The organism is Kitasatospora sp. NPDC094028 (assembly GCF_049543595.1).
Classification (GTDB): domain Bacteria; phylum Actinomycetota; class Actinomycetes; order Streptomycetales; family Streptomycetaceae; genus Kitasatospora.
The window spans coordinates 120,568-144,212 of record NZ_JBMVFA010000017.1; the positions used below are offsets into that span (position 1 = coordinate 120,568).

Annotated in this window: 22 protein-coding genes and 1 pseudogene; 6 read left to right on the top strand and 17 right to left on the bottom strand. The window is 73.5% G+C overall.

The window, feature by feature from the left end; all coding sequences use genetic code 11:
- Window positions 1–165: 165 nt before the first annotated feature.
- The 5 genes from ACPC54_RS24705 to ACPC54_RS24725 form a co-directional block, all read right to left on the bottom strand.
- Window positions 166–1,071 carry a ribosome-inactivating family protein gene (locus ACPC54_RS24705; protein WP_498967739.1) on the bottom strand — a complete coding sequence of 302 codons (906 nt, stop codon included), beginning with the start codon at window positions 1,069–1,071 and terminating at the stop codon, window positions 166–168.
- Between the two features lie 146 nt (window positions 1,072–1,217).
- Window positions 1,218–2,162, bottom strand: a complete 945-nt coding sequence (locus ACPC54_RS24710) for a Crystal protein ET79 (RefSeq protein ID WP_498967740.1) — start codon at window positions 2,160–2,162, stop codon at window positions 1,218–1,220.
- A 77-nt stretch (window positions 2,163–2,239) separates the two neighbouring features.
- On the bottom strand, window positions 2,240–2,491 hold the full coding sequence (locus ACPC54_RS24715) for a hypothetical protein (RefSeq protein WP_498967742.1): 252 nt from the start codon (window positions 2,489–2,491) through the stop codon (window positions 2,240–2,242).
- Window positions 2,492–2,694: 203 nt separating this feature from the next.
- Window positions 2,695–2,940, bottom strand: a complete 246-nt coding sequence (locus ACPC54_RS24720; RefSeq protein WP_498967743.1) for a hypothetical protein — start codon at window positions 2,938–2,940, stop codon at window positions 2,695–2,697.
- A gap of 686 nt (window positions 2,941–3,626) precedes the next feature.
- A complete protein-coding gene (locus ACPC54_RS24725; RefSeq protein ID WP_498967745.1) occupies window positions 3,627–4,193 on the bottom strand; it encodes a DJ-1/PfpI family protein in 567 nt (188 codons plus the stop codon).
- Window positions 4,194–4,488: 295 nt separating this feature from the next.
- Between ACPC54_RS24725 and ACPC54_RS24730 the strand changes: the two genes are divergently transcribed.
- The gene (locus ACPC54_RS24730) at window positions 4,489–5,037 is read left to right on the top strand and encodes an RBBP9/YdeN family alpha/beta hydrolase (RefSeq protein ID WP_498967747.1); all 549 of its coding nucleotides are present in this window, start codon (window positions 4,489–4,491) and stop codon (window positions 5,035–5,037) included.
- A 21-nt stretch (window positions 5,038–5,058) separates the two neighbouring features.
- Complete coding sequence (locus ACPC54_RS24735; RefSeq protein WP_498967749.1) at window positions 5,059–5,667, top strand: hypothetical protein; 609 nt, start codon at window positions 5,059–5,061, stop codon at window positions 5,665–5,667.
- Between the two features lie 57 nt (window positions 5,668–5,724).
- On the opposite strand, the gene ACPC54_RS24740 is transcribed toward ACPC54_RS24735, so the two are convergent.
- The 4 genes and pseudogenes from ACPC54_RS24740 to map all read right to left on the bottom strand — a co-directional run bounded on the left by ACPC54_RS24740 (window position 5,725) and on the right by map (window position 10,786).
- Window positions 5,725–8,019: a transglycosylase domain-containing protein gene (locus tag ACPC54_RS24740; protein WP_498967751.1), complete on the bottom strand. Its 2,295-nt coding sequence runs from the start codon at window positions 8,017–8,019 to the stop codon at window positions 5,725–5,727.
- A gap of 158 nt (window positions 8,020–8,177) precedes the next feature.
- A complete protein-coding gene (locus ACPC54_RS24745) occupies window positions 8,178–9,692 on the bottom strand; it encodes an alpha/beta hydrolase (RefSeq protein WP_498967753.1) in 1,515 nt (504 codons plus the stop codon).
- 104 nt (window positions 9,693–9,796) lie between these two features.
- Window positions 9,797–9,916 (bottom strand): annotated as a pseudogene (locus ACPC54_RS24750) (hydrolase); the annotation flags it as partial.
- 102 nt (window positions 9,917–10,018) lie between these two features.
- Window positions 10,019–10,786: a type I methionyl aminopeptidase gene (map, locus tag ACPC54_RS24755; RefSeq protein WP_498967754.1), complete on the bottom strand. Its 768-nt coding sequence runs from the start codon at window positions 10,784–10,786 to the stop codon at window positions 10,019–10,021.
- A gap of 233 nt (window positions 10,787–11,019) precedes the next feature.
- On the opposite strand from map, the gene ACPC54_RS24760 reads away from it, so the two are divergent.
- Window positions 11,020–11,508 carry an LppU/SCO3897 family protein gene (locus ACPC54_RS24760; RefSeq protein WP_498967755.1) on the top strand — a complete coding sequence of 163 codons (489 nt, stop codon included), beginning with the start codon at window positions 11,020–11,022 and terminating at the stop codon, window positions 11,506–11,508.
- Window positions 11,509–11,637: 129 nt separating this feature from the next.
- Entirely contained in the window at window positions 11,638–11,913 is a 276-nt protein-coding gene (locus tag ACPC54_RS24765; RefSeq protein ID WP_498967757.1) for a helix-turn-helix domain-containing protein, read from the top strand.
- Window positions 11,914–12,006: 93 nt separating this feature from the next.
- On the opposite strand, the gene ACPC54_RS24770 is transcribed toward ACPC54_RS24765, so the two are convergent.
- The 8 genes from ACPC54_RS24770 to ACPC54_RS24805 form a co-directional block, all read right to left on the bottom strand.
- Complete coding sequence (locus ACPC54_RS24770; RefSeq protein WP_498967758.1) at window positions 12,007–13,407, bottom strand: ABC transporter substrate-binding protein; 1,401 nt, start codon at window positions 13,405–13,407, stop codon at window positions 12,007–12,009.
- Window positions 13,408–13,451: 44 nt separating this feature from the next.
- Complete coding sequence (locus tag ACPC54_RS24775; protein ID WP_498967760.1) at window positions 13,452–14,348, bottom strand: carbohydrate ABC transporter permease; 897 nt, start codon at window positions 14,346–14,348, stop codon at window positions 13,452–13,454.
- The gene (locus ACPC54_RS24780; RefSeq protein ID WP_498967762.1) at window positions 14,345–15,283 is read right to left on the bottom strand and encodes a carbohydrate ABC transporter permease; all 939 of its coding nucleotides are present in this window, start codon (window positions 15,281–15,283) and stop codon (window positions 14,345–14,347) included. Before ACPC54_RS24780 ends, ACPC54_RS24775 begins: the two co-directional genes overlap by 4 nt.
- Before the next feature lie 356 nt (window positions 15,284–15,639).
- Complete coding sequence (locus ACPC54_RS24785) at window positions 15,640–16,401, bottom strand: SDR family NAD(P)-dependent oxidoreductase (protein ID WP_498967764.1); 762 nt, start codon at window positions 16,399–16,401, stop codon at window positions 15,640–15,642.
- Window positions 16,398–17,801 carry an MFS transporter gene (locus ACPC54_RS24790; protein WP_498967765.1) on the bottom strand — a complete coding sequence of 468 codons (1,404 nt, stop codon included), beginning with the start codon at window positions 17,799–17,801 and terminating at the stop codon, window positions 16,398–16,400. The genes ACPC54_RS24785 and ACPC54_RS24790 overlap by 4 nt, the downstream gene beginning before the upstream one ends.
- Before the next feature lie 138 nt (window positions 17,802–17,939).
- A complete protein-coding gene (locus ACPC54_RS24795) occupies window positions 17,940–18,521 on the bottom strand; it encodes a TetR/AcrR family transcriptional regulator (RefSeq protein ID WP_498967767.1) in 582 nt (193 codons plus the stop codon).
- Window positions 18,522–18,579: 58 nt separating this feature from the next.
- Window positions 18,580–18,876 carry an MTH1187 family thiamine-binding protein gene (locus tag ACPC54_RS24800; protein WP_498967768.1) on the bottom strand — a complete coding sequence of 99 codons (297 nt, stop codon included), beginning with the start codon at window positions 18,874–18,876 and terminating at the stop codon, window positions 18,580–18,582.
- 75 nt (window positions 18,877–18,951) lie between these two features.
- Entirely contained in the window at window positions 18,952–20,523 is a 1,572-nt protein-coding gene (locus ACPC54_RS24805; protein WP_498967770.1) for a SulP family inorganic anion transporter, read from the bottom strand.
- Between the two features lie 645 nt (window positions 20,524–21,168).
- Here ACPC54_RS24805 and gcl point away from each other — a divergent pair.
- Window positions 21,169–22,950, top strand: a complete 1,782-nt coding sequence (gene gcl, locus ACPC54_RS24810; protein WP_498967771.1) for a glyoxylate carboligase — start codon at window positions 21,169–21,171, stop codon at window positions 22,948–22,950.
- A gap of 198 nt (window positions 22,951–23,148) precedes the next feature.
- Window positions 23,149–23,637 carry a glutathione peroxidase gene (locus tag ACPC54_RS24815; protein ID WP_498967773.1) on the top strand — a complete coding sequence of 163 codons (489 nt, stop codon included), beginning with the start codon at window positions 23,149–23,151 and terminating at the stop codon, window positions 23,635–23,637.
- Window positions 23,638–23,645 lie beyond the last annotated feature (8 nt).

Consider the following 23,645-nt stretch of genomic DNA (forward strand, 5'->3'; position numbering starts at 1 on the left):
GCGCCGGGGGCGGGCGCGGGGGGGGGGGCCCGGCGCCGGGGGGGGGGGGGGGGGGGCCCCCCCCGGGCGGGGGGGCCGCCCCCCCCGGGCGGGCGGGCCCGCCCCCGCGCCCGCATGGGCCATCGGGGGCAGGGGCGGCAGGGTGCCGACCTCACCCGTTCAGGTTCACCCGTGGGTGCCGCCGGCGCCGGGGCGCAGCAGCAGGGCGAAGACGGCGGCGACCATGTTGGCACCGTTGACGGTGATGATCTGCTGGCCGTTGTTGAAGGTCACGGGGGCGGGGTGCTGCCCGGCGACGAGGGCCGAGAAGTAGGTGGAGAGCGCGTTCCACATGTTCTCGTAGCTGAGCTCGCTGCCGGTGAGAGTGCTTTGCGTCCTGTTCCTGATCGCGGTCGCGATGGTGTCGGCGAGGGGGGTCTGCCTGGCCGCCTCGGAGGTGGCGCCGATCAGCCGCAGCAGCGACGTTGCGGCCTGCGCGTTGTCCCCGCCCGGGGCGTAGCGGGACAGCTCCGCGATGTCCGTGGTGAACTGACCGATGCCGTACTGGAGTCCCGCACGGTTGGTGCGCGCGGTGTTCTGGAGCGAGCGGTCTCCCACGTAGTCGCCGCTGAAGTTGAGGTTGGTGATCGCGGTCGCGTCGATCTGCTGGTTCAGGTCGTAGTCGCTGTCGCCGAACTGGAACACCTGGTTGGAGTTGGTCACACCGAACCCGCGCAGGTAGAGGTTGGAGCGGGTGAAGTACAGGGTCAGCCGTGCGTTCCCGCCCGAGATGTTGAGCGCGATGACGCCGTCGTTGTTGGCGGAGTAGGTCATGGGCAGGCTGGGGTGGTTGCCGATCCGGTCCTGGGTGGCTGCCGCGCGCAGCTGGTTGAGCATGGTCCGGTACGCGGCATAGCCGCCGGCGCCGTCGGACAGGCGCCAGGTGATGGTGTTGGTGATGACGTGCTCGACGGGCTGGACCGCCGGGGCGGCCGGTGCGGCGGGGGCGGCCGCGGCGGCGGAGGCCGCGGGCACGAGGAGGCTGACGGCGGTGGCCAGGGTGATCAGGGGTGTGAGGCGGCGGCGGGTCATGTGCTGTTCCTTGTCGATGGTGGGGACGGGGTACGGGCGGGGTGCGGGCGCGGCCCGGCGGCACCGCGGCACCGCGGCCGCGTGGGCGGCCGGGCCGCGGTGTCCGCCGGGACACGGGACGGGCGGTCGGGCGGTCGGGCTGGCCGTTAGTAGACGGTGAAGGTGACCGCGGCGTTGTTTCCGCCGCCGCCGGAGCGGTAGCACTTGTGACCGCTCGGGGCCGTGCAGCTGTAGCTGTTGGACCCGCTGTAGGGGTTGTCCCAGGTGATGGTGAGCGGGCCGTAGCCGGCCATGAAGTAGTTCACGTAGCCCTGGGTGCCGGTCAGGAAGCCGCCCGACTCGCTCGCCCAGGACACCTTGTCCGAGGGGTTGATCAGCGAGGGGGGCAGCTGGCTGCCCGACCAGATGCCGTGGTCGAGTCCCGCACCGGTGCGCCCGAGGCTGTAGCCGCTGTTGTTGACCAGGGTGACCCGGGTGCTGCGGGCCGCCCGGGAGACGGGCGCGACGTCACCGGCGGGCGCGACGTCACCGGCGGGCGCGACGTCGCCGGCGGGCGTGGCGGCCCGGGCGCGCTTGGTGGAGGTGAGGGTGAAGGTGACGGCGGCGTTGTTGCCCCTGCCGCCGGACGTGGCGCACGCGTAGTCCGCGTTGGAGGTGGTGCAGGTGTTGGTGTTGCTGCCCCAGTACGGGTTGTTCCAGCCGACGCTGACGTCGACGACCTCGGTGCCGTTGGCGTTCACGCCCTTGAACTTGGCCTGGCCCTGGGTACCCGTGGCGAAGCCGCAGGAGTGGCTGCCCCAGGACGAGGTGTGGCCGTAGGGGATGTTGCCCGGGGGGAGGTTGTTGTTGTCCCAGCAGCCGCCGGAGAGCGAGGTGTTGAGGAGCTGCAGGTTGAGGTCGGTGGTGTTGGCGAGGCTGACCTGGGTGGAGCGGGCGGACAGCTCCCGCGGCGGCTGGGCGGTGGGGGCGGCGGCCTGGGCGGCGGGGGCGGCGGTGAGCGCGGCGGCCCCGATCAGGACGGCGGTGACGGCGGTGCCGGCGAGCCGGGCACCGGCGCGGGCGCGCCGGGTGGGGGCGGTGTTCTCGGTCATGGGGAAGCGTTGTCCTTTCGTGGCGATGGGGGCGGATGCCCTGGGGAAGGTGCCCGGGTGGTACGGGCGGCGGCCGGTCAGCGGTAGTAGAGCCAGTAGGCCTTGCTGCCCGGGACGGGGTCGCAGACGTAGCCGTTGTACAGACCCAGGCCGATGGCCAGGGATCCGGCGGCGGTGCAGTCGCGGTAGTTGGCGTACTTGCCGCCGTAGAAGCCGACGGCCGCTGCGGCGCGGGGCGCCGAGGGCTGGGTGGTGGCGGCGTGGGCGGTGGTGGCGGTGCCCAGGAGGGCGGCGGTCAGCAGGACCGTGCCGGTGATCCGACGACGCAAGACGTGCTCCTTCGACGAAAGAGGGGTGCCGGAGATGGCGAAATGACGGAATGACGAGATGACGGGATGACGGGATGACGGATCGCGACGCCGGGGCCGCTGGTGCGCGGGCCGGGCGGGCGAGGCGACACGGAGGAGTGAGGTGTCGCAGACATGACAGGCGAGGGCGGGGATCGCACCCGCCTCGCTCGCCTCGGGGGGGATCAGCTGGGGCAGTGCCCGTGGATGCTGTCACCCCAGGCCGTGGTGTGGACCTTCGGGCACGGCCGGGAGGGATCGGAGGGCGCGGGCGCCGCTCCCAGAGCCGCCGCGGCCCGGGCGCTCGCATCGACGCCCACGGTCCCGGCACCGGCACCGGCACCGGCACCGGCACTGACCTGAACAGCCAGGCCGGTCAGCGCCAGCCCCAGCACCGCGGCCGCCGCCCGCCGGGCGAACCTCTTCTCCACGGGAACTCCTTCCCCCACTGCTCCGTGACGTGACATCGGGTCGGCGACCCGCCTCGGCGGCGGCTGCCGTTGGGAAGAAGACTCGCAGGTCAGGACCCCCGCCGGGAGGGAGCGCAGGTCTCATCTGCGCGCCATGCACGTTCAGGAGGCATGCCGCGACCGGCCGGCCGCAGGGCCCAACTCACCGAGCCGGCCCGGAGACCGCACCACCGGGACCGGGGCGGCTCCCGGCCGCCGAGACGGTGGCGGCCCGCCCGGCGGACGAGACGGACTTCGCCGGACCCGCCCGCCGGGCAGCGTCCGAGCCCCGACGCAGGCCGCCGAATCCGCGCACGGGACCGCCCGGGAGGCGCGGAGCCCGCAGGCCGCCGGCACCCGGCGCACCCGCCCCGACGCGACGAAACACGACGCCCGCAACGAAACACAACCGGGCCACGGCAGCACCACAACCGGGCGTTCACCTCGAACCCGGGTGATCCGGCCGCCACCTGGCGACGGAACGCGACGAAACGCCTGGACTCCGTACCGGCACCGGTCTCACGTCACCGGCCACCACGCCGGGTCCCCTCCGGTTTCCGGGTGGGACTCACCGGGTCTTCCGGATCACCCCCAGCACACACGGCGGCCCCCGGCCCGCACTGTTTCGGACAGTGCCGGCCGGGGGCGCCGAGTCGGGGTGGGGTGGATCAGGTGAGGGGGGCCTTGTCGCGGAGGATGTCGATGAAGGCGCGCAGCCAGGCCGGGTGGTCGGGCCAGGCGCGGGCGGAGACGACCACGCCGTCCACCACGGCCTCGCCGTCGACGAATTCGCCCCCGGCGGCCTTGATGTCGGGCTCCAGGGCCGGGTAGGCGGAGCTGCGGCGGCCGTCGAGGACTCCGGCGGCGGCGGCGATCAGCGGGCCGTGGCAGATCTGGGCGACGGGCTTGTCGGCGGCGAAGAAGTGCCGGGCGATCCGCTGCACGTGCGGGTCGTTGCGCAGATACTCGGGGGCGCGTCCGCCGGGGATGACGAGGGCGGCGTAGTCGGCCGGGTCGACGTCGGCGAGGGCCACGTCGGCGGGCCAGGTGTAGCCGGGCTTCTCGGTGTAGGTGTCGTAGCCGTCGACGAAGTCGTGCACCACGAACTGGAGGCGCTTCTTGCTCGGGGCCGCGATGTCGACCTGGTAGCCCTCCTCGCGCAGCCGCTGGTACGGGTAGAACACCTCCAGCGATTCGGCGGCGTCCCCGGTGACGAGCAGGATCTTCGTTGTCATCGCCGACATTCCTCCACGTGGTCGAGCCCGTGATCGTTCCCCAGGGCGGGGCGGGCGCCCGCGCGGTGTGATCGCCGCTGCCCGGGCCGGGTCCAACCTTCCGTACCGGCAGGCCCGTTGGCAACAGGGCGCACCGGGTCCGGCACGGCGCGTAGCCACCCACGCGCGCCGGCCGTGAGCCGCGGGCGCCGGGTCGCCGACCGGCTGCGGCGGTGGGGTGGGGCGCGGCCTAGACTCCTGGTGCCCGGCTGCGGCCGGGGTGCTGCCCGAACGAACCGATTCCCGGAGGACCGCCTTGCCGGACCGCACCACTTTCCTCGTCCTGCCCGGCTACCAGAACTCGGGGCCCGAGCACTGGCAGACCCACTGGGAGGCGGCCGAGCCGGCGGCCTTCCGCCGGGTCGAGCAGGCCGACTGGGACAACCCGGAGCCGGTGGACTGGGTGGCCCGGGTGGACGCGGCGGTGGCCGAGGCGGCGGCGCACGGGCCGGTGGTGCTGGTCGCGCACAGCCTGGGCTGCATCACGGCGGCCCGCTGGGTGGCCGGCGCCTCCGCCGAGCGGACCGCCGCCGTGCGGGGCGCGCTGCTGGTCGCCCCGGCGGACATCGACACCGCCGAGGTGCCGGAGCTGGTCGGCTTCCGCCCGGTGGCGCTGGCGCCGTTCCCGTTCCCGGCCGTCGTCGTGTCCTCGACCGACGACCCGTGGGTGCGGCCGGAGCGGGCCCGGGCCTTCGCCGCGGCGTGGGGCGCCCGGTACGTCGAGCCGGGCGCGTACGGGCACCTCAACTCGGCCTCCGGGCTGGGCGACTGGCCGGAGGGCCGGACACTGCTCGCCGAACTGTGACACCGCGACCGGGGGGATGAAGTGATCGGAACAGCTGAGAAATCCGGACGGCGCCGTGCCAGGCGCGTCCTGGCCCGGCTGCTGGCCGCGGCCGGGGTGGCCGCGGTGCTGCTGTACACCGAGGGGCAGTGGGAGAGCCGCTCGGGCGGGCGGATGGCGGTCGCGGACCTGCTCAACCAGCCGGAGCTGCTGCTCGGTTCGGCGTTGGCCGCGCTGATCGCGGCGGCCTGGCTGGGCGATCGCCGCACCGCCGTCCGGCAGGCGACCCGGGCGATCACGGTGACCGCCGGGGTGGTGTTCCTGCTCGGCGTGCTGACCGCGCACAAGGTGTCGGCCGCCGAGACCCGCAGCCGGGAGGCCGCCCCGGCCGTGCCGGAGCGCACCCTGGTCGTGGTGCACCGCGAGTTCCCGGCCGGGCCGGGGGGCGGGGAGCGGTGGCAGGTGCTGCTGGAGGCCGGGCAGGGCTGGTCGGCGCGCCGCTGGTCACTGGCCGAGATCGGCGGGCCGGACGACTCCCGGCTGGTGACGGCGAGTTGGACGGACCGGGACCAGATCACCGTGGTGACGGACTCCTACCGTCGGGTGTTCAACCTCGACCAGGACACCGGCGAGCCGATCGAGGCGCGCTGACCGGTGCCTCGGCCCGGACGCCCGGGCCGAGGCACCGCGGGGACTCCGGCCCCGGGCTCACTGCCCGCCGTCGTCCGGCTGGTCGGCCGGCGGGGCGGACGGCGCGGAGCGGCCGACCGGGTCGCCGCCGCGCGGCTTGCCCGTGCCGCCCGTGGCGGGCGCGCCGGTGCAGGTGGCGCCGGGGGTGGGGCCGGTGCTGGGGCAGTTGGGGTCGCGCTTGGGCGGGTCCGGGATGTAGACGGTGGTGAAGTCCTTCTCCGGCAGGCCCTGGACGGCGTCGCTCATCGCCTTCTGCCAGATCGGGCCGGGCCCGGTCGCGCCGAACACCTCGGCCTGGTACTCGCCACCGATCCGGATGTTGCGCATCGGCACCTTGGTGCCGGGGCTGCCGAGCCAGACGGAGCCCGCGAGGTTGCCGGTGTAGCCGGTGAACCAGGCCGACTTCTTCTCGTCGGTGGTGCCGGTCTTGCCGGCGATCTGGCGGCCGTCGTCCAGGCCGAGGCTGCGGGCGGTGCCGCCCTTCTCGGTCACGCCGAGCAGCACGGTGTTGATCACGTCGGCGGTGTTCTCGGACATCACCGCGTTGCAGTGCGGGGCCGGCACCGGGACGTCCTTGCCGTCGACGGTGCTGATCCGGCTGATCGCCAGCGGCGCGCAGTAGGTGCCCCGGGCGGCGAAGGTGGCGTACACGTTCGCCATGGTCAGCGGGGTGACCTCCTCGGTGCCGAGGCCGAGGCCGGGCAGTTCCTCCAGCGGGTCGCCGCTGGCCTTGGTCGCGACGCCGAGCTTGTTGGCCATCTGCTTGACCGCGCAGAGGCCGATCTCCTGCTCCATCTGCACGAAGTAGGTGTTGACGGAGAGCGCCATCGCCTCCTTCAGCTGGTACGGGCCCTTCTCGCGCGGGCTCTCGTTGGGGATGACCCCGTCCTTCTTGCCCTTGTTGACGTTCTTCCAGGTGCCGCCGCAGGTCGTCATCGTCGGCCAGTCCATCCGGTTAGGCGAGTCGTAGCTCTGGGTGGGCGGCAGGCCCGCCTCCAGGGCCGCGGCGGCCACGATCGGCTTGAAGTTGGAGCCGGGCTGGAAGCCGATGCCGCCGCCCATCGCCGCGTCCACGTTGTAGTTGACGACGGTCTCGTTCTTCTCCTTGGCCAGGCCGTACGGGCGGGTCTGCGCCATCGCCAGGATCTTCCCGGTGCCCGGCTCGACCATGGTCATCGCGGCCGAGACCGGGTCGGTGACGTACACCTTGGTGGAGACGGCGTTCTGCGCGGCGCCCTGCTTGTCCGGGTCGAGCGTGGTGTAGATGTTCAGGCCGCCGGTGTCCCACAGCTTCTTGCGCTCGGCGGCGTTCTTTCCGAAGGCCGGGTCCTGCTTGACCACGCGCCGCACGTAGTCGCAGAAGAAGCCCATGCCGGCCTTGGCGGTGATGCAGCCGTTCTGCGGGTCGCGGTAGTTGAGGCCGAGCGGGGCCGCCTTCGCCTCCTTCGCCTGGTCGGCGGTGATGTGCTTCTGCTCCAGCATCTTGTCGATGACGGTGTCCCGGCGCTTCTGCGCGGCCACCGGGTGCAGCTTGGGGTCGTACTGGGAGGGGTTCTGCACCAGCCCGGCGAGCATCGCCGCCTCGGGGAGGGAGAGGTCCTTGGCGTCCTTGCCGAAGTACCGCTGGGAGGCGGCCTGGATGCCGTACGCCTGGTGGCCGTAGAAGGTGATGTTCAGGTAGTTGGTGAGGATCTGCTCCTTGGTCAGGTCCTCCTCCAGCTTGATGGCGTACCGGAGTTCCTGGATCTTGCGGCCGAGGGTCTTGCGCTGGGCCTCGCGCACCGCGTCCTGGTCGTCGCCCGCCTTCTCGACGTTGACGTTCTTCACGTACTGCTGGGTGAGCGTGGAGGCGCCCTGGACGGCGGAGCCGCTCTCCGCGTTCTTGGTGATCGCGCGCAGCACGCCCTTGAGGTCCACGGCGCCGTGCTCGTAGAAGCGGGCGTCCTCGATGTCCACCTGCGCCTTGCGGATCAGCGGGGACATCTGCTCGGCCGGGATGACGGTGCGGTCGCGCTCGTAGACCTTGGCGATCAGGCCGCCCTTGGCGTCGAAGATCTGGGTCGCCTGGGTGAGCGGCGGGGTCTTGAAGTCGTCCGGGATGTTGTCGAAGCTCTCGGCGCCGCTCTTGGCGCCCAGCCCGATGGCGCCGGCCGCCGGGAGCACGAGGCCCGCGAGCAGGACGCCGCCGAGCACGCTGCTGCCGAGGAACTTGCCCGCGTGGCCGAGGAGTCCCATCGGGGTCTCACGGCGGCGGGGGCGCGGCACCCAGGTGTCGCCCGGGTCCTGGGCAGGTATGCGGCTCTTCGGTGACATAGTCGGAAGATTACGGCCGCGAAACCCCTGCGTGGGCGGCCCGTTGGCGAAGGATTGTCACAAAATCGCGACAGCTTCGACGCATTCGCGAGCGTCGAACGGGCGCTCGCGCGGGGGCAAGGGCCGTTCGTCCACCACCCTTGCCCCGTGCGGCCGGTTCAGCCGGCCGGGCAGAACACGTCCTCGGCCGGCCGACTGCCGGTGACCAGGAAGTCCGTCACCGCGGCGTCGCCGCAGGCGTTCCCGTTGGCCAGGTACACGTCGTGGCCGCCGGAGTCCACGGTGACCATCCGGGCGCGCTCGCCGAACGCCGCCAGCAGCTTGCGGGCGCCCGCGTACGGCGTGGCCACGTCGCGCAGGTTCTGCGCCAGCAGCACGTTCGCCGGGCCGCGGTCGGTCACCCGGACCGGCGGCTCGGCCGGGGCGAACGGCCAGAAGGCGCACGGCAGCACGTTGACCGGCATGCCCGCGGTGAGCGGATGGGCCGCGCGGTCGGCGGCGACGTCCTTCGCGTACCCGGCCGGGTCGGCCGGCCAGGTCAGGTCGTTGCACATCGTGCCGGCGGAGGCGGCGATGTGGTTCTGCGCCACCGCCTCGGCCGCCGGGGTCGCCACCACCGGCGCGGGCAGCGGGCGGCGGCCGAGACCGGCCAGCATCAGCCGGGCGAGATCGGGGAAGCGCACGTCGGCGTACAGGCTCTGCAGCATGGCGGTGCGCAGCACGTTGCCGTTCAGCTCGGCCGGGTCGGCGCCGGGCCAGGGCAGCGGGGTGCGGTCGAGGCGGGCGGCGAGGTCGAGGAACAGCGGGCGGACCTCCTCGGGGGTGTCCGCGACCCGGTCGGGATTGCCGGGCGCCGAGGCCCACCTGGCGAAGTCGGGGAAGCGGTCCTCGACGCCCTGGTCGTAGGCGGCCAGCCAGCCGCGGGCGACCTTCGCCGGGTCCGGGTCGTCGTTGCTGTCCAGCAGGACCCGGTCGGTGTGCCGGGCGAACATCGTCGCGTAGACGGCGCCCGCGTACGTCCCGTACGAGGTGCCCCAGGCGGAGATCCGGCGCTCGCCGAGGGCGCGGCGGATGCTGTCGATGTCGCGGGCCTCGTTCGCGGTGCTGATGCTGCGCAGCACCGGGCCGCCGTTGCGGGCGCAGGTGTCGGCGAAGCGGTGGGCGAACGCGAGGTTGGCGTCGATCGAGCCGTCCGGGGCGGGCCAGGGGCGCAGCTTGACCGGCGCGAGGTCCGCACTGTCCAGGCCGCAGCCGACCGGGGTGGAGGCGCCGACGCCGCGCGGGTCGAAGCCGATCAGGTCGAAGCGGTCCTTCACGGCCTGCGGCAGCTGTTTGACGGCGCGGCCGGGGCGGTCGAGGCCACTGTCGCCGGGGCCGCCGGGGATGATCACCAGCACGCCCTGGCGCAGGCCCGGCTTGGCGGTGGCGATCCGGGAGACGGTCAGGGTGATCCGGTCACCGTCCGGGTGCCGGTAGTCCAGCGGTACGGCGAGGGTGGCGCACTGCTGGGCCGGGTCGTACGACTGGCCGGGCGTGGACGGGCAGTCGGCCCAGGCGAGGCCGTCGTGGCGGCCGTGCCGCTGGTCGGCCGCGGAGGCGGGGGCGACGGCCAGGGTGCTGAGGACGGCGGCGGCGAGCGCGGCGGCCGCAGCGGCGCGTTGGGGTTTTGGCATGCCCAAGAGTCTGCTGGGGAAGGGGACTTGGGCCCATCCGGGCAGCCGGTCGGCCGGGGGTGGGGTTCTCCCCCGGCCGACCGGGGGGGCGGCCTGACGACGGGTCAGGGCGCGAGCAGGTCCAGGACCGGGGCCAGGCCGTCCGGGCGCTGGGCGACCGGGAGGTGGTCCACCGGGAGGAAGGCGCAGCCGAGGGCCGCGGCGCCGCCGTCCGCCCGCCGGTCGGTGCGCGGCCGGCCACTCGGCGGTGGAGATGACGCGCGGGAGGGTGCCGGAAAAATCGAATCACAGCTTTGATCATGTCGGCGACCTCAGCCAGGGGCGCGTCAGAGCAGGGTGAGGATGCGCGGGCCGTCCTCGGTGATCGCGACGGTGTGCTCGACGTGGGCGGCACGGCTGCCGTCTGTGGTGCGCAGCGTCCAGCCGTCCGGGTCGGTGCGGTGGTCGTCGCGGCCGCCGCGGGTGAGCATCGGCTCGATGGCGAGCACCAGGCCGGCCTTCAGCGGGTAACCCCGGCCGGGGCGTCCCTCGTTGGGCACGTGCGGGTCCTCGTGCATGCGGCGGCCGATGCCGTGGCCGCCGAAGTCCTCGGGCAGGCCGTAGCCGCCGGAGCGGGCGACGGTGCCGATGGCGTGGGCGATGTCGCCGGTGCGGTTGCCGACCACGGCGGCGGCGATGCCCGCGTCCAGGGCGCGGCGGGCGTCCGCGATCAGGGCGGTGTCCTCGGGGCGGGCGGTGCCCACGGTGAAGCTGACGGCGGCGTCGCCGGCCCAGCCGTCGAGGACGGCGCCGCAGTCGATGCTGACCAGGTCGCCGTCGCGCAGCCGGTAGCCGTCCGGGATGCCGTGGACGACGGCGTCGTTGACGGAGGCGCAGATGACGGCCGGGAAGGGGACGGGCGCGAAGGACGGGCGGTAGCCGAGGAACGGCGAGTCGGCCCCGGCGTCCCGGAGCACGGCGCGCGCCGCTTCGTCCAGTTCCAGCAGGCTGACGCCGACGCCGGCCGCTTCCTGGACGGCGGCCAGCGCCCGGGCCACCACCCGCCCGGCTTCGCGCATCGCGGCGAGTGCGGTGTCCGACTTGAGTTCGACCATGACGGTTTCCTCCCTGGATCCAATTCTTATACCGGTATTTGTATCACGGTCCCTGGTGAACGGGCGTCACCGGCGCCGGATCGGGGCCTCGGCGGCGACCGCGGGGGACGAGGACGGAGGAGGGCGGACAAGGCGGTCGCAGGCCGCTCACCAGGGAATTCGTGACACCCGACGGTCCGGGATCCGCTAGTGTTCGCCCGCATACTCCGATGATCTGATTTCAAGGACCCGACGTGACCACCCCGCCGCTCGACTCCGCCGACGAGACCCAGCCCCCCGCCCAGCCCCTCGCCCAGCAGCCCGAGCACGCCGCCTTCCCCGCCGCCCCGGCCGAGCCCTCCCGACTGCGCCGCTTCGGCCGCCGCGCGTGGGGACCGCTCCTGTTCGTCGTGCTGGTCGCCGGCGCCCTGACCGTCGCCGCCTTCGCCGAGAAGTCCGAGCCCGCCGCCGCCCAGGCCGGCGACTGCGTGCACGACCTCGGCAACGGGACCAAGCCGAAGATGGAGCTCGTGGACTGCGCGAAGCCCAACGCGGACTTCAAGGTCACCAAGGTCGTCCACGACGAGCACGACAAGCACCCGTGCGACTCCGAGCCGGACGAGGTCTTCGGCTCCTACACCGAGGAGCGCCGCTCCTCCGTCGTCACCCTCTGCCTGGCCGTGAACGCCGCTCGGCCGGGTGGCCCGATCCAGACCCTGCCGTCCTGGCCCGCGGAGCACTGAGGGCCCGACCCGGGCACCGACCGCCTCACCCTGGCACCGGCCCCGTCACCGGCCCCGCCATCGACCGCGCCGGCGCCCGGATCGCCGGGCGCGGGCGCCGCGGCCGCGGATGGCCGTAGACTCGGCGCCATGGTGAGGACTCCGCTTTCCCCGTGGGAGCGCGCACGCGGCGAGCACTTCGGGGCGCTGCTGCGCGAGGCGCGCGGCGCGCGCAGCATGGTCGAGGTCGCGGCGGTGGCCGGGGTGTCGGCGGAGACGCTGCGCAAGATCGAGACCGGCCGGGCGCCGACGCCGTCGTTCTTCACGATCGCCGCGCTGGCCTTCGCGCTCGACCTCTCCCTGGACGAGCTGGCGGCGGCCTGCGCCCTGCCCGAGGACGCCGGCGGCGAGGCACTGTCCGCCTGACGGGCGGCTGCTGCCCTCGAAGAACGGACGACGGCCCGCCCGGCACGCGACCGCGTGCCGGGCGGGCCGTCACCGTTCACCGGCCGGGAGGGGTCACCCCACCGAGCTGTTGTAGCTCTCGATCGCGGGCTGGATCTCCTTGGCCGCGTCGGCCAGCGCCTGCTTCGCGGGCTTGGTGCCGGCGATGGTCTGCTCGATGGCGGTCTCCACGCCCTTGCGGGCCTGCGGCATGACGCCGAGCAGGCAGCCGGCCGTGGCCGGGGTGGGCTTGGTGGCCTTGAGCTGGTCGATGGCGGTCTGGAACTGCGGGTACTTGGCCACCCACTCCTTGTCCTTGGGGTCGTCCAGGGACTTCTTGTTGACCGGGAAGTAGCCGGTGCCGGTGTGCCAGACGGCCTGCTGCTCGGGCGAGGTGACGAACTTCTCGAACTCCCAGGCGGCGCGCTTCTCGGCGTCCGAGTGGCCGGGGCCGCTGATCCACAGCGAGGCGCCGCCGATCACCGGGCCGCCCTGGTCGGCGGCGGAGGTCTTCGGGAACGCGGCGGTGCCGACCTCGAACTTGGCGGCCTCCTTGTAGCCGCGCAGCACGCCGGTGGACTCCAGGTGCATCGCGACGGTGCCGGCCTTGAAGGCGGCCTGGGCGTCGTCGGTGTTGCGGCCGGTGTTGACGGCATAGCCGTTCTTGACCAGGTCGGCCCACCACTGGACGATCTCGGCGCCCTTGTCGGAGTCGAAGACGACCTTGCCCGCCTTGTCGGTGCGGCCGTTGTCGTTGTCGCAGTACATGGTGCCGGACTCGGCCAGCAGCTGCTCCACGAACCAGCCGTAGATCGCGGCGCCGAAGCCGTACCGGACGGTCTTGCCATCCGCGTCCTTCTTGGTGAGCTTCTTCGCCAGCTCGCCCAGCCCGGCCAGGTCCTTGGGCGCCTGCGCCGGGTCGAGACCGGCCTCCTTGAACGCGTCGTCGTTCAGGTAGAGCAGCGGCATGGAGGAGTTGAACGGCATCGAGACGAGCTTGCCGCCGGCCGAGTAGTAGTTGCGGATGTTGGCGTCGAGGTCGTCCAGCGCGTAGCCGTCCTTGTCGGCGAAGGCCTGCGCCGGGACGGTCTGCTTGGAGTCGATCATGAACCGGGTGCCGATGTCGTAGACCTGCACCAGGGCGGGGGTGCCCTTCTGCTGCACCGCGGCCTTGTACTTGGTGACCAGTTCGTCGTACTTGCCCTGGAACTGCGCCTTGACCTCGATCTTGCCCTGGTGGGCCGCGTTGAACTGGCTGACCAGGCCGTTCAGCACGTCGGCGTTCTTGCCGGTCATCGAGTGCCAGAACTCGACGGTGGTGACGCCCGAGGCCTGGTCCAGCGCCTGCGCGCCGGGGGCCGCGTCGGCGGCGCCGCCGGACCCCGAGTCGGAGCCGGAGGAACTGCAGGCGGTGACGGCGGTCAGGGACAGGCCGGCCACCAGCAGGGCCGCGAGCGCGCGGGCACTCTTCTTCACGGGGGTTCTCTCTCTGTCGGGGGGAGGGGAGGACGGTTGCCCGGTCACCGGACGGCGCCCGCGGTGAGGCCGCGGACGATGAAGCGCTGGCCGAAGACCACCAGGGCGAGCGTGGGCAGCAGCGACAGGACGGCGCCGGCCAGGATCAGGCCGGGGTCGGCCATCTCGGAGTCGCGCAGCGAGGTCAGACCGATCTGCAGGGTCCGCATCTCCGCCGTGCGGGTGATGATGAGCGGCCAGAAGTACTGGTTCCAGGCGGACAGGAACACGTAGATCGACAGCGCCGCGAGGGCCGGCTTGTTGAGCGGCACGACCACCCGCCACAGGAAGCGCCAGTGGCCGGCGCCGTCGATCCGCGCCGCGTCGCGCAGTTCGCCGGGCAGCTGGCGGAAGGACTGGCGCAGCATGAAGGTGCCGAAGCCGCTGGCGAGGAAGGGCAGCACCAGGCCGAAGTAGGTGTTGCCGAAGCCCCAGTCCGACAGCGTCAGGTAGTTGGGGATGATGATGGCCTCCCACGGGACCATCAGCGTCGCCAGGAACACCCCGAACACCACGGCCCGCGCCTTCATCGGCAGGAAGACGAAGGCGTACGCGGCGAGGATCGAGGTGACCAGCTGGGCGAGCGTGATGACCGTCGCCACCAGCGCCGAGTTGGCGTACTGGCGCACCAGCGGGATCGCGTCGATCGCGCCGGTGAAGTTCCGGCCGGTGAGCGAATGCGGCACCAGCGCGGGCGGGTAGCTGGAGAGTTCGGACGGCCCCATGAAGGCGCCGGCGATCGCGTAGTACACCGGGAAGACCACGGTGAGCACGGCGACGGCGAGCAGCAGGTAGACGACGGCCCGGCCGAGCAGGTCGCGCGGCGAACGGCCGGCGAACGGCCGCGGGCGGGCGGGCCCGGTCGCGGTCTTCTCGGGGGCCTCGGTGGCGATCGAAGTCATGCGTAGTGCACCTTCCGCTCCAGGACGCCGAACTGGACGGCCGTGCAGGCGAGGACGACGAGGAGCAGCACCACGGCCTGGGCGCTGGCCCGGCCGAAGTCGCTGGAGCCGTAGGCGAAGGCCTTCTCGTAGACGGAGTAGACGAGCGTCTTGGTGGAGCTGTCCGGGCCGCCCTTGGTGAGGATGTGGATCTGGCCGAAACTCTGCAGCGAGTGGACGGTGGAGACCACGGTGAGGAAGAACAGGTTCGGGCCGAGCATCGGCACGGTGATCGAGCGGGCCAGGCGCAGGCCCGAGGCGCCGTCCAGCCGGGCCGCCTCGACGATCTCGGTGGGGATCGAGCCGATGCCGGCGGAGAGCACCAGCACGTTGTAGCCGAGGTTCATCCACACCGTGGTGGCGGCGACCGAGACCAGTGCGTACCGGGAGTCCGTCAGCCAGCCGATCGGGCCGAGGCCGACCTGCGAGAGCAGGCCGTTGAGCACCCCGCTGGCGGGGTTGTAGAACACCGCGAACACCACCGACGCGCTCGCCACCGAGAAGGCGAACGGCAGCGCGAAGGCGGAGCGCAGCAGCCGCACGCCCCTGATCCGGTTCTCCAGGAGCAGCACCAGCACGAGCGCGCCCAGCACCCCGGGGACCACGGTGAACAGCGTGAACAGCGCCGTGGTGAGGAGGGTCTCGGCGAAGTCGGCCGAGCTGAGCAGGTCGGTGTAGTGCTTCAGTCCCACGTACTTCGAGGGCGCGCCGAACAGGTCGTTGGCGTGGGCGCTCAGGTACAGGGTCCGCCCCAGCGGGTAGCCGATGAAGAGGACGAAGACCACCAGGGAGGGCAGCAGGAAGGCCCAGGCGAGCCCGTGTTCGCCCCAGCGCCCTCGCCGGCGTGGTGACGGGGTGCGGCCCCGGGGGGCTGCGGCGTGCGGTGCGGTCGGCATGGGTTGCGCGTCCGCCTTTCGTATGTCGGTTCCGGCCGAAACCGTGTCTTGCCCGAACGACGGCGCGGAAACCTCGCGATGAGCAGCGGGTGTCGGCGGGATTACGCGTTCGCGTCATATTCGGCCGGTCGTGCGCGGACGGGCCCGGGCGTCCTCGGCCCGGCCCGGCCCGGCACCGGCACCGGTGTCGGCAGGGTGCCGGGCGGTGCGGGCGCGCACCGGAGCGGCTCCGGCTCGCCGTCCGCGACGGCCGAATCCCGGCGGGGGGGCGCGGGGCGCGACGGGGGAAACGAAACCGGCTCAACGCCCGCGCGGCGCGCTGGCGTTGAGCCGGTTTCGAGTGGGTCGGGCTGCCGTCAGGCGCTGATGCCGCCGTCCAGCACCAGGTCGGTGCCGACCGTGTAGCCCGCCTCGGGCGAGGCGAGGTAGAGCACGGCGGAGGCGATCTCCTCCACCGCGCCCGCCCGGCCGAGCGGGACCTCGGTCTCCATCCGGGCGGCCTTGTCGGCGGCGCTCTCGCCGGGCCGGCTCGACATCGGGGTCTGCACCGGGCCGGGGCTGACGGTGTTGATCCGCACGCCCTCGCCGATGTGGTCGCGGGCGGCGGCACGGGTGAGCGCGGTAACCGCGGCCTTGCTGGCGGCGTAGGCGCCGACGCCCTCGATCCGCTTGTGGGCGCCGAGGTTGGAGGAGACGTTGACGATCGCGCCGCCGCCGTGGGCCCGCATGTGGCCGATCTGGTGCTTCATCGCGAGCAGGGTGCCGGTCACGTTGATGTCGAACACCCGCTGCCACTCGGTCTCGTCGATGTCGGCGACCGGGCCGGCCGCGCCGAACACCCCGGCGTTGTTGACGGCCACGTCCAGCCCGCCGAACTGCTCGACGGTCTCGCGGACGAGGCGGGCGGCGTCCTGGCCGTTCGTCACGTCACCGGTCAGCGCGATGGCCTTGCCGCCGACCTGCTCGATCAGCTCGACGGTCTCGGCGAGCGGCGCCGCGGTGCGGCCGGCCACGGCGACCCGGGCGCCCTCGGCGGCGAAGGCGAGCGCGATGGCCCGGCCGATCCCGCTGCCGGCGCCGGTGACCAGGACGGACGAGTCGGCGAAACGTGCGGTCATGAGGTGAACTCCCTGATAAGAGTGGTGCGTTCGGATGTCGTGCGGTCAGTGGTGGTTCGGGGCAGGGCGGCGACCGCGAGGGCGGTGAGCGCCAGCCCGGCGGCGGCGGCCGCGAAGGCCGCGGCGTAGCCGCCGACGACGGTCGGGCGGGTGGCGGCGAGCGCCATCAGGGCGGCCAGGCCCGCGGCGGGGCCGAGCTCCATGGCGGTGTTGAGGACGCCGGCGGCGAGGCCGGTCCGCTCGGGCGACACGCCGCCGGTCGCGAGGACGGCCGAGCCGGCGAAGGCGGCCGCGGCTCCGGCGGGCAGCAGGAGCAGTCCGGGCAGCAGACCGGTGGCGTACCCGCTGCCGGGGGTGATCCCGGCCAGCAGGCCGAGCCCGGCCGCCGCGAGGGCGAGCCCGCCGGCGGTGACCGGGACGGGCCCGTACCGGGCGGTCAGCGGCCCGGCGAGCCGGCCGGCGAGCAGCAGCACCGCCGCGTACGGCAGGAAGGCTCCGGAGGTGGCCAGCACCCCCCAGCCGCGGACCTGTTGGAGGTAGAGCGCGAGCAGCAGGAAGGTCAGCGCGGTGCCGGCGGCGGTCGCCGTGACGGCGGCGAGCGCGGTGGCGCGGCGCCGGTCGGCGAGGAAGCCGGGCGGCAGCAGCGGGTCGGGGGTGCGGCGTTCGGCGGCGGCGAATGCGAGCAGCAGGGCGAGCCCGGCGAGCAGCAGCCCGAGCGTCGCGGGGGTGCGCCAGCCGTGTTCGGCGGAGCCGACCAGGCCGTAACTGGCCGCGCAGACACCGGCGGTGGCGAGGACGGCGCCGCGCAGGTCCAGGGCGGGGCGGCGGCCGGCGGGTGCGGCGGGTGGCAGCGAGCCGGAGCGCAGCAGCCCGGCGAGGGCGACCAGCACGGGCACGGCGAACAGCCAGCGCCAGGAGGCGACGGCGGCGACCGCGCCGGAGGCCAGGTTGCCGGCCGTCGCGCCGAGCACCGAGAGGCCGCCCCAGGTGGCCATCGCCCGCCGGAAGGCGGCGGGTTCGGGGCGCAGTTCGCGGACCACCGCGACCGCGGCCGGGGCGGTGAGGGCCGCGCCGACGCCCTGGGCGAAGCGGCCCGCCAGCAGGACGGCGAAGTCGGGTGCGAGGGCGCAGCCGACCGAGGCGGCGCCGAGCAGGGCCAGGCCGGACCGCAGCATCCGGCGCCCGCCGTGCCGGTCGGTGAGCCGGCCGCCGAGCAGCAGCAGCGCGCTGAAGGAGAGCCCGTAGGCGGCGCTCAGCAGCAGCACTCCGGACGGGCCGAGTCCGAACTCCCGGGCCACCAGGGGCAGTGGCACGGAGAGGATCATGATCGTGAAGATCAGCGCGGCCTGCACGCCGCCCAGCAGCGCGAAGCCCGGCCGACCGGCCGTGGTGACACGCATGAGACCCCCCTCTCTAACATGACCGTTCGGTCCAGTATCGGCACAGCAAGAACCCCGCACGGCAGAAACCCCGCACAGCAGAAGGCCCGCACGGCAGCACCCCGCAGAGCGACGACGGACCCCGCACCCCCGAGCGGATCAGTCGAGCAGCACCAGCGCCTGCTCGGCCGCGTCCCGCACCCGGGCCGCGCCGTCCGCGGTCTTCCCCATCACCCGCATACCCTGCATCAGCACCATCAGCATCCGGGCCAACGCCCGGGGTTCCCGCCCGTCTGGCAGCTCCCCCTGCGCCCGGGCCCGCACCAGCGCGGCGGCCAGCACCGTCTCCAGGTGGCCGAGGCTGGCGTCCACCCGGCGGGCCGCCGAAGGGTCGTGCGGGGCGAGCTCGACGGCGGTGTTGGTGACGAAGCAGCCGCGCTCCCGCCCCTCCTCGGCGGAGGACGCCGCGTACCGGCGCACCATCGCCCGGACGGCCGGCAGCACCGGCCCGGGTTGGGACAGTTCGGCCAGCAGCACCGGGTCGGTCTGCTCGGCGTACCGTTCCAGCGCGCGCAGGTAGAGCTCGTGCTTGCTGCCGAAGGTCGCGTAGATGCTCGCCCTGGCGATCCCGAGCTCCTCGACCAGGTCGGCCATCGAGGTGGCCTCGTAGCCGCGGCGCCAGAACAGGTCGAGTGCCGCCTGCAGCGCCGCGTCCGGGTCGAATTCCTTCGTTCGCGCCATGAGGGAACGCTATGTCTTTCGAGACCGATCGGTCAAGATACTTCCGCCGGCCACCCGGTCAGCCCTCCGCGAGGTGCCGCTCGACGGTGGCCACCTTCGCGGTGAGGCCGTCGGCCACCCCGGCCCGGTCGTCGATCTTGATGACCGTGCTCACCCGCCCGCTGTACTCCTTCACCGCCTCGATCGCCGCCCGGATCACCGGCATCACCTCGTCCCACTCCCCCTCGATACTGGTGAACATCGCGTCCGTCCGGTTCGGCAGGCCGCTCGCCCGCACCACCCGGACGGCCGCCGCCACCGCCTCCCCCACGTCCTCGCCGATGCCCAGCGGGGTCACCGAAAAAGCTGCGATCACTGTTCTGCGCTCCTTGTGTCGACGGCACCGGCCGCGGCCCGGATCACCCCGGGCCGCGACCAGGCTAGGGCCTGCTCAGGCGATCGTCGGCAGCGGCGGTTCGACGGCCAGCGGGGCGGTGGAGCGGGCCCGGTGCTGGGCCGCCCAGGAGGTGAGCGCCACCGTGCAGGCGTGGTCGAGGTGGCGCAGGCCGGACCAGTCCAGCTCGACCGGCCGGTCGGCGGGCAGCCGCTCCAGGGTGTCGAGCAGCCGGGGCAGCCGCAGGAAGGTGGCGTTGCCGCTGAGCCGGACGCGGTGCAGCGGCTGCCCGGTCGTCAGCACCACCTCCTCGACGGCGATCTGCAGGGTGGAGGTCTGCCAGGCGGAGGTGACCACCGCCAGGCCGATGCCGATCAGCACCCCCTCGAACAGGTCGGTGGCGATGATCGCCACGGCCGTGACCACCAGCACCAGCGCCTCGCTCCGGTGCTCCCGGCAGAGCGCGACGATCCGGCGCACCGGGACGAGCTTGGCGCCGGCGTGCACCAGCACGGCGGCCAGCGCGGAGAGCGGGACGAGCCCGAGGGCGCCCGGCAGCAGCGCGGTGAACAGCAGCAGCCACAGGCCGTGCAGGAAGCGGGAGGCCTTGCTGCGGCCGCCGGCCTGGACGTTGGCGGCGCTGCGCACGATCACCGCCGTCATCGGCAGCGAGCCGAGCAGCCCGCAGACGGTGTTGCCGAGCCCCTGGGCCGTCAGTTCCCGGTCGTAGTCGGTGCGCGGGCCGTGGTGCATCCGGTCGACGGCGGCGGCGCTGAACAGCGTCTCGGCGGAGGCGATCAGGGTGAAGGCGACCACGGTGCCGAGCCCGGCGGTGCCGGCCAGGGCGCCGAGCGAGGCCGGCTCGGGCGGGTGGACGACGTCGAGCAGTCCGGAGACCCGGACCCGGGCCACCGGCAGGTCGGCGGCGGCGGTGACGACGGCGGCCAGCCCGACCGCGGCCAGCGGCGCGGGGACGGCGCGGGCGATCCGCTCCGGCAGGTGCTTCCAGCCGACCAGCACCGCCAGGGTGCCGAGGCCGAGCAGGACGGCGCTCGGGTGGGCGGCGCCGCCGAGGACGTCGCCGAGCAGGGCGGGCAGCCGGGCGAGCTTGTCCGGGCCGGTGGCGGGGGCGCGGCGGTCGGCGAGCGCGTAGAGCTGGCCGGTCAGCAGGGTGAGGCCGATGCCGGCCAGCATGCCGTGCACCACCGAGGTGGAGATGGCGCGGAACCAGCGACCGAGGCGTAAGGCCCCCATCGCCAGCTGGAGCAGACCGGTGCCGAGCACCAGCAGGCCGAGGGCGCCGACGCCGAAGCGCTGGACGGCGTCGGCGACCAGCACGGTCAGCCCGGCGGCCGGGCCGCTGACCTGCAGGGTGCTGCCGGGCAGCAGGCCGACCACCAGGCCGCCGACGATGCCGGTGACCAGGCCGAGTTCGGCCGGGACGCCGGAGGCGACGGCCACTCCGACGCACAGCGGCAGGGCGACCAGGAACACCACCAGCGAGGCGGGCAGGTCGTGACGCCACGGGACGGCGCGCAGCGCGGCGAGCGGGGGCCGGCGGCGGCCCTTCGGGGTGCTCGTGCGGGGGTGGCCCGGCGGGCTCTTGCGACGGCGCGGGTACGGGTTCACCCGGTCACCGCCGGAAGGGGGGCAGGGAACAGCGCATGGGGGTGCTTCTTTCCGCGTACCCGCGACCGCGGGCACGCCGTTGCAGGCCGAGGAGAGAGGGATTGACCGCGGCGGGCGACAACGGTACGCCCGCGCGTCCGGCTGGACCGGAGGGCGGCGGCGGGTGTCGGGTCGGTGCGGTCAGGGGGTGCGTCCCTCGCTCGGGTGCGGCGGACCGGGCGCGATGGTCCTGGACGGGGCTGCCCCCGGAAGCTCCCCCGCTTCCTGGACGCCCTCAAACCCCCCTGCCGCGGCCTCAGTTGGACGTCACGGGCCCGGCGTGGCACCGACGGTACCCGGGCGCGCGGGGCGGGCCGACCTCCGGCACCGGCCCTTCACCGGCGCTCCACACCGGACGCGTTTTCGGGGGCGGAGGGGCGGGCTCCCCGGGTACACCTGCGCGAACGCCGCCCGCCCGTGCGAACCGGGAGGTAAAGAGACCTTCCCGACCACCGCCGGCCGGCGTTCCACATTCTGTTGAAGTCCCCTTGACGGCCCGCCCGGCCCATCGTACTTTCATTCCACATACAGAAACCGTTCTTCCGTATGGTGGAATTCTGGAGATGAGCCCTCCGACCCACTGCGGGCCGACGCAGGAGAGACCCGATGCCCCGAATGACAGCCGCCCGCGCGGCCGTGGAGATCCTCAAGCTCGAAGGCGTCGAGGCGGCCTTCGGCGTGCCGGGCGCGGCCATCAACCCCTTCTACGCCGCGCTCAGGGCGTCCGGCGGGATCCGGCACACGCTGGCCCGGCACGTCGAGGGCGCCTCGCACATGGCCGAGGGCTACACCCGGGCCGCCGCCGGGAACATCGGCGTCTGCATCGGCACCTCGGGCCCGGCCGGCACCGACATGATCACCGGCCTGTACTCGGCCATCGCCGACTCGATCCCGATCCTGTGCATCACCGGCCAGGCGCCCGTCGCCCGGCTGCACAAGGAGGACTTCCAGGCCGTCGACATCGCCTCGATCGCCGCGCCGGTCACCAAGAAGGCCACCACCGTGCTGGAGGCCGCGCAGGTCCCCGGCGTGTTCCAGCAGGCCTTCCACCTGATGCGCTCCGGCCGCCCCGGGCCCGTCCTGATCGACCTGCCGATCGACGTCCAGCTGACCGAGATCGACTTCGACCCCGAGGCCTACCAGCCGCTGCCGGTCTACAAGCCCGCCGCCAACCGGGTGCAGATCGAGAAGGCGATCGCCCTGCTCCAGGAGTCCGAGCGCCCGCTGATCGTGGCCGGCGGCGGCGTCATCAACGCCGACGCCTCCGCGCTGCTGCTGGAGTTCGCCGAGCTGACCGGCGTGCCCGTCGTACCGACCCTGATGGGCTGGGGCACCGTCCCCGACGACCACGAGCTCAACGCGGGCATGGTCGGCCTGCAGACCTCGCACCGCTACGGCAACGAGACCTTCCTCGCCTCCGACTTCGTCCTCGGCATCGGCAACCGCTGGGCCAACCGGCACACCGGCGGCCTCGACGTCTACACCGCCGGCCGGACCTTCGTCCACGTCGACGTCGAGCCCACCCAGATCGGCCGGATCTTCGCCCCCGCCCTCGGCATCGCCTCCGACGCCGGGGCCGCGCTGGAGCTGTTCGTCGAGGTCGCCAAGGAGCTGAAGGCCGCCGGCACCCTCAAGGACCGCAGCGCCTGGGCCGCCTCCGCCCAGGAGCGCAAGGCGCGGCTGCAGCGCCGCACCCACTTCGACGACGTGCCGCTCAAGCCGCAGCGGGTCTACGAGGAGATGAACCGCGCCTTCGGCCCGGAGACCCGCTACGTCACCACCATCGGCCTGTCCCAGATCGCCGGCGCGCAGCTGCTGCACGTGTACAAGCCGCGGCACTGGATCAACTGCGGCCAGGCCGGCCCGCTCGGCTGGACCGTCCCGGCCGCGCTCGGCGTCGCCGCCGCCGACCCGGAAGGGCAGGTCGTCGCGCTCTCCGGCGACTACGACTTCCAGTTCATGATCGAGGAGCTGGCGGTCGGCGCCCAGCACCGGATCCCGTACGTCCACGTGCTGGTGAACAACTCCTACCTGGGCCTGATCCGGCAGGCGCAGCGCGCCTTCGACATCGACTTCCAGGTCAAGCTGGAGTTCGAGAACATCAACGCCCCGGAGCTGGGCGTCTACGGCGTGGACCACGTCCGGGTGGTCGAGGGCCTGGGCTGCAAGGCGATCCGGGTCACCGAGCCGGACCAGCTGCTGCCCGCCTTCGAGGAGGCCAAGAAGCTGGCCGCCGAGTTCCGCGTCCCGGTGGTGGTCGAGGCGATCCTGGAACGGGTCACCAACATCTCGATGGCGGCCGCCGACATCGACAAGGTCAACGAGTTCGAGGAGCCGGCCACCCGCCCGGAGCACGCGCCCACCGCCGTGCGCCCGCTCACGGTCTGAGGCGTGCCCCTCGGGTCCTCCCGGGCGCGCGGGGGCCGCACGCCGTTCGCGTACGCCCCCGCGCCCGCGGAACAGCCGCGGCGTCGGCGCGGTTGACCCGTCCGGGGCCGCTACCGTGATGCCGGGCACGGCCCCGGAACGACCCCGGACCGGGCCCTGTCCCGCCCGCTCCACGACCCCGCCGGAAGGACCACCACCGTGAGCCTGTACGACATTCCGCTGCGCACCCTCGCCGGTGAGCCCGCCTCGCTCGCCGACCACAAGGGCCAGGCGCTGCTGATCGTCAACGTCGCCTCCAAGTGCGGCCTCACCCCGCAGTACACCGGCCTGGAGCGGCTCCAGGGGCGCTACGCCGGGCGCGGGTTCACCGTGCTGGGCTTCCCGTGCAACCAGTTCGCCGGGCAGGAGCCGGGCAGCGCCGAGGAGATCCGGGCGTTCTGCTCCACCACCTACGGCGTGACCTTCCCGCTGTTCGAGAAGATCGACGTCAACGGCGAGCAGCGGCACCCGCTGTACGAGGTGCTGACCCGGCACGCCGACGCCGAGGGCCAGGCCGGGGACGTGGCCTGGAACTTCGAGAAGTTCGTCGTCTCCCCGGACGGCGCCGTCACCGCCCGGATCCGCCCGGCCGTCGACCCGGAGGCGGCCGAGGTGATCACCGCGATCGAGGCCGTCCTCCCGGCCTGATCCCGCTC

Bases quoted from the DNA above. Each gene is read 5' to 3' on its own strand.
- ACPC54_RS24745 (WP_498967753.1), bottom strand. From the start codon at position 9,692: ATGCCAAAACCCCAACGCGCCGCTGCGGCCGCCGCGCTCGCCGCCGCC.
- ACPC54_RS24775 (WP_498967760.1), bottom strand. From the start codon at position 14,348: ATGACTTCGATCGCCACCGAGGCCCCCGAGAAGACCGCGACCGGGCCC.
- ACPC54_RS24725 (WP_498967745.1), bottom strand. From the start codon at position 4,193: ATGACAACGAAGATCCTGCTCGTCACCGGGGACGCCGCCGAATCGCTG.
- ACPC54_RS24765 (WP_498967757.1), top strand. From the start codon at position 11,638: ATGGTGAGGACTCCGCTTTCCCCGTGGGAGCGCGCACGCGGCGAGCAC.
- map (WP_498967754.1), bottom strand. From the start codon at position 10,786: ATGGTCGAACTCAAGTCGGACACCGCACTCGCCGCGATGCGCGAAGCC.
- ACPC54_RS24790 (WP_498967765.1), bottom strand. From the start codon at position 17,801: ATGCGTGTCACCACGGCCGGTCGGCCGGGCTTCGCGCTGCTGGGCGGC.
- gcl (WP_498967771.1), top strand. From the start codon at position 21,169: ATGCCCCGAATGACAGCCGCCCGCGCGGCCGTGGAGATCCTCAAGCTC.
- ACPC54_RS24705 (WP_498967739.1), bottom strand. From the start codon at position 1,071: ATGACCCGCCGCCGCCTCACACCCCTGATCACCCTGGCCACCGCCGTC.
- ACPC54_RS24780 (WP_498967762.1), bottom strand. From the start codon at position 15,283: ATGCCGACCGCACCGCACGCCGCAGCCCCCCGGGGCCGCACCCCGTCA.
- ACPC54_RS24740 (WP_498967751.1), bottom strand. From the start codon at position 8,019: ATGTCACCGAAGAGCCGCATACCTGCCCAGGACCCGGGCGACACCTGG.
- ACPC54_RS24795 (WP_498967767.1), bottom strand. From the start codon at position 18,521: ATGGCGCGAACGAAGGAATTCGACCCGGACGCGGCGCTGCAGGCGGCA.
- ACPC54_RS24785 (WP_498967764.1), bottom strand. From the start codon at position 16,401: ATGACCGCACGTTTCGCCGACTCGTCCGTCCTGGTCACCGGCGCCGGC.
- ACPC54_RS24710 (WP_498967740.1), bottom strand. From the start codon at position 2,162: ATGACCGAGAACACCGCCCCCACCCGGCGCGCCCGCGCCGGTGCCCGG.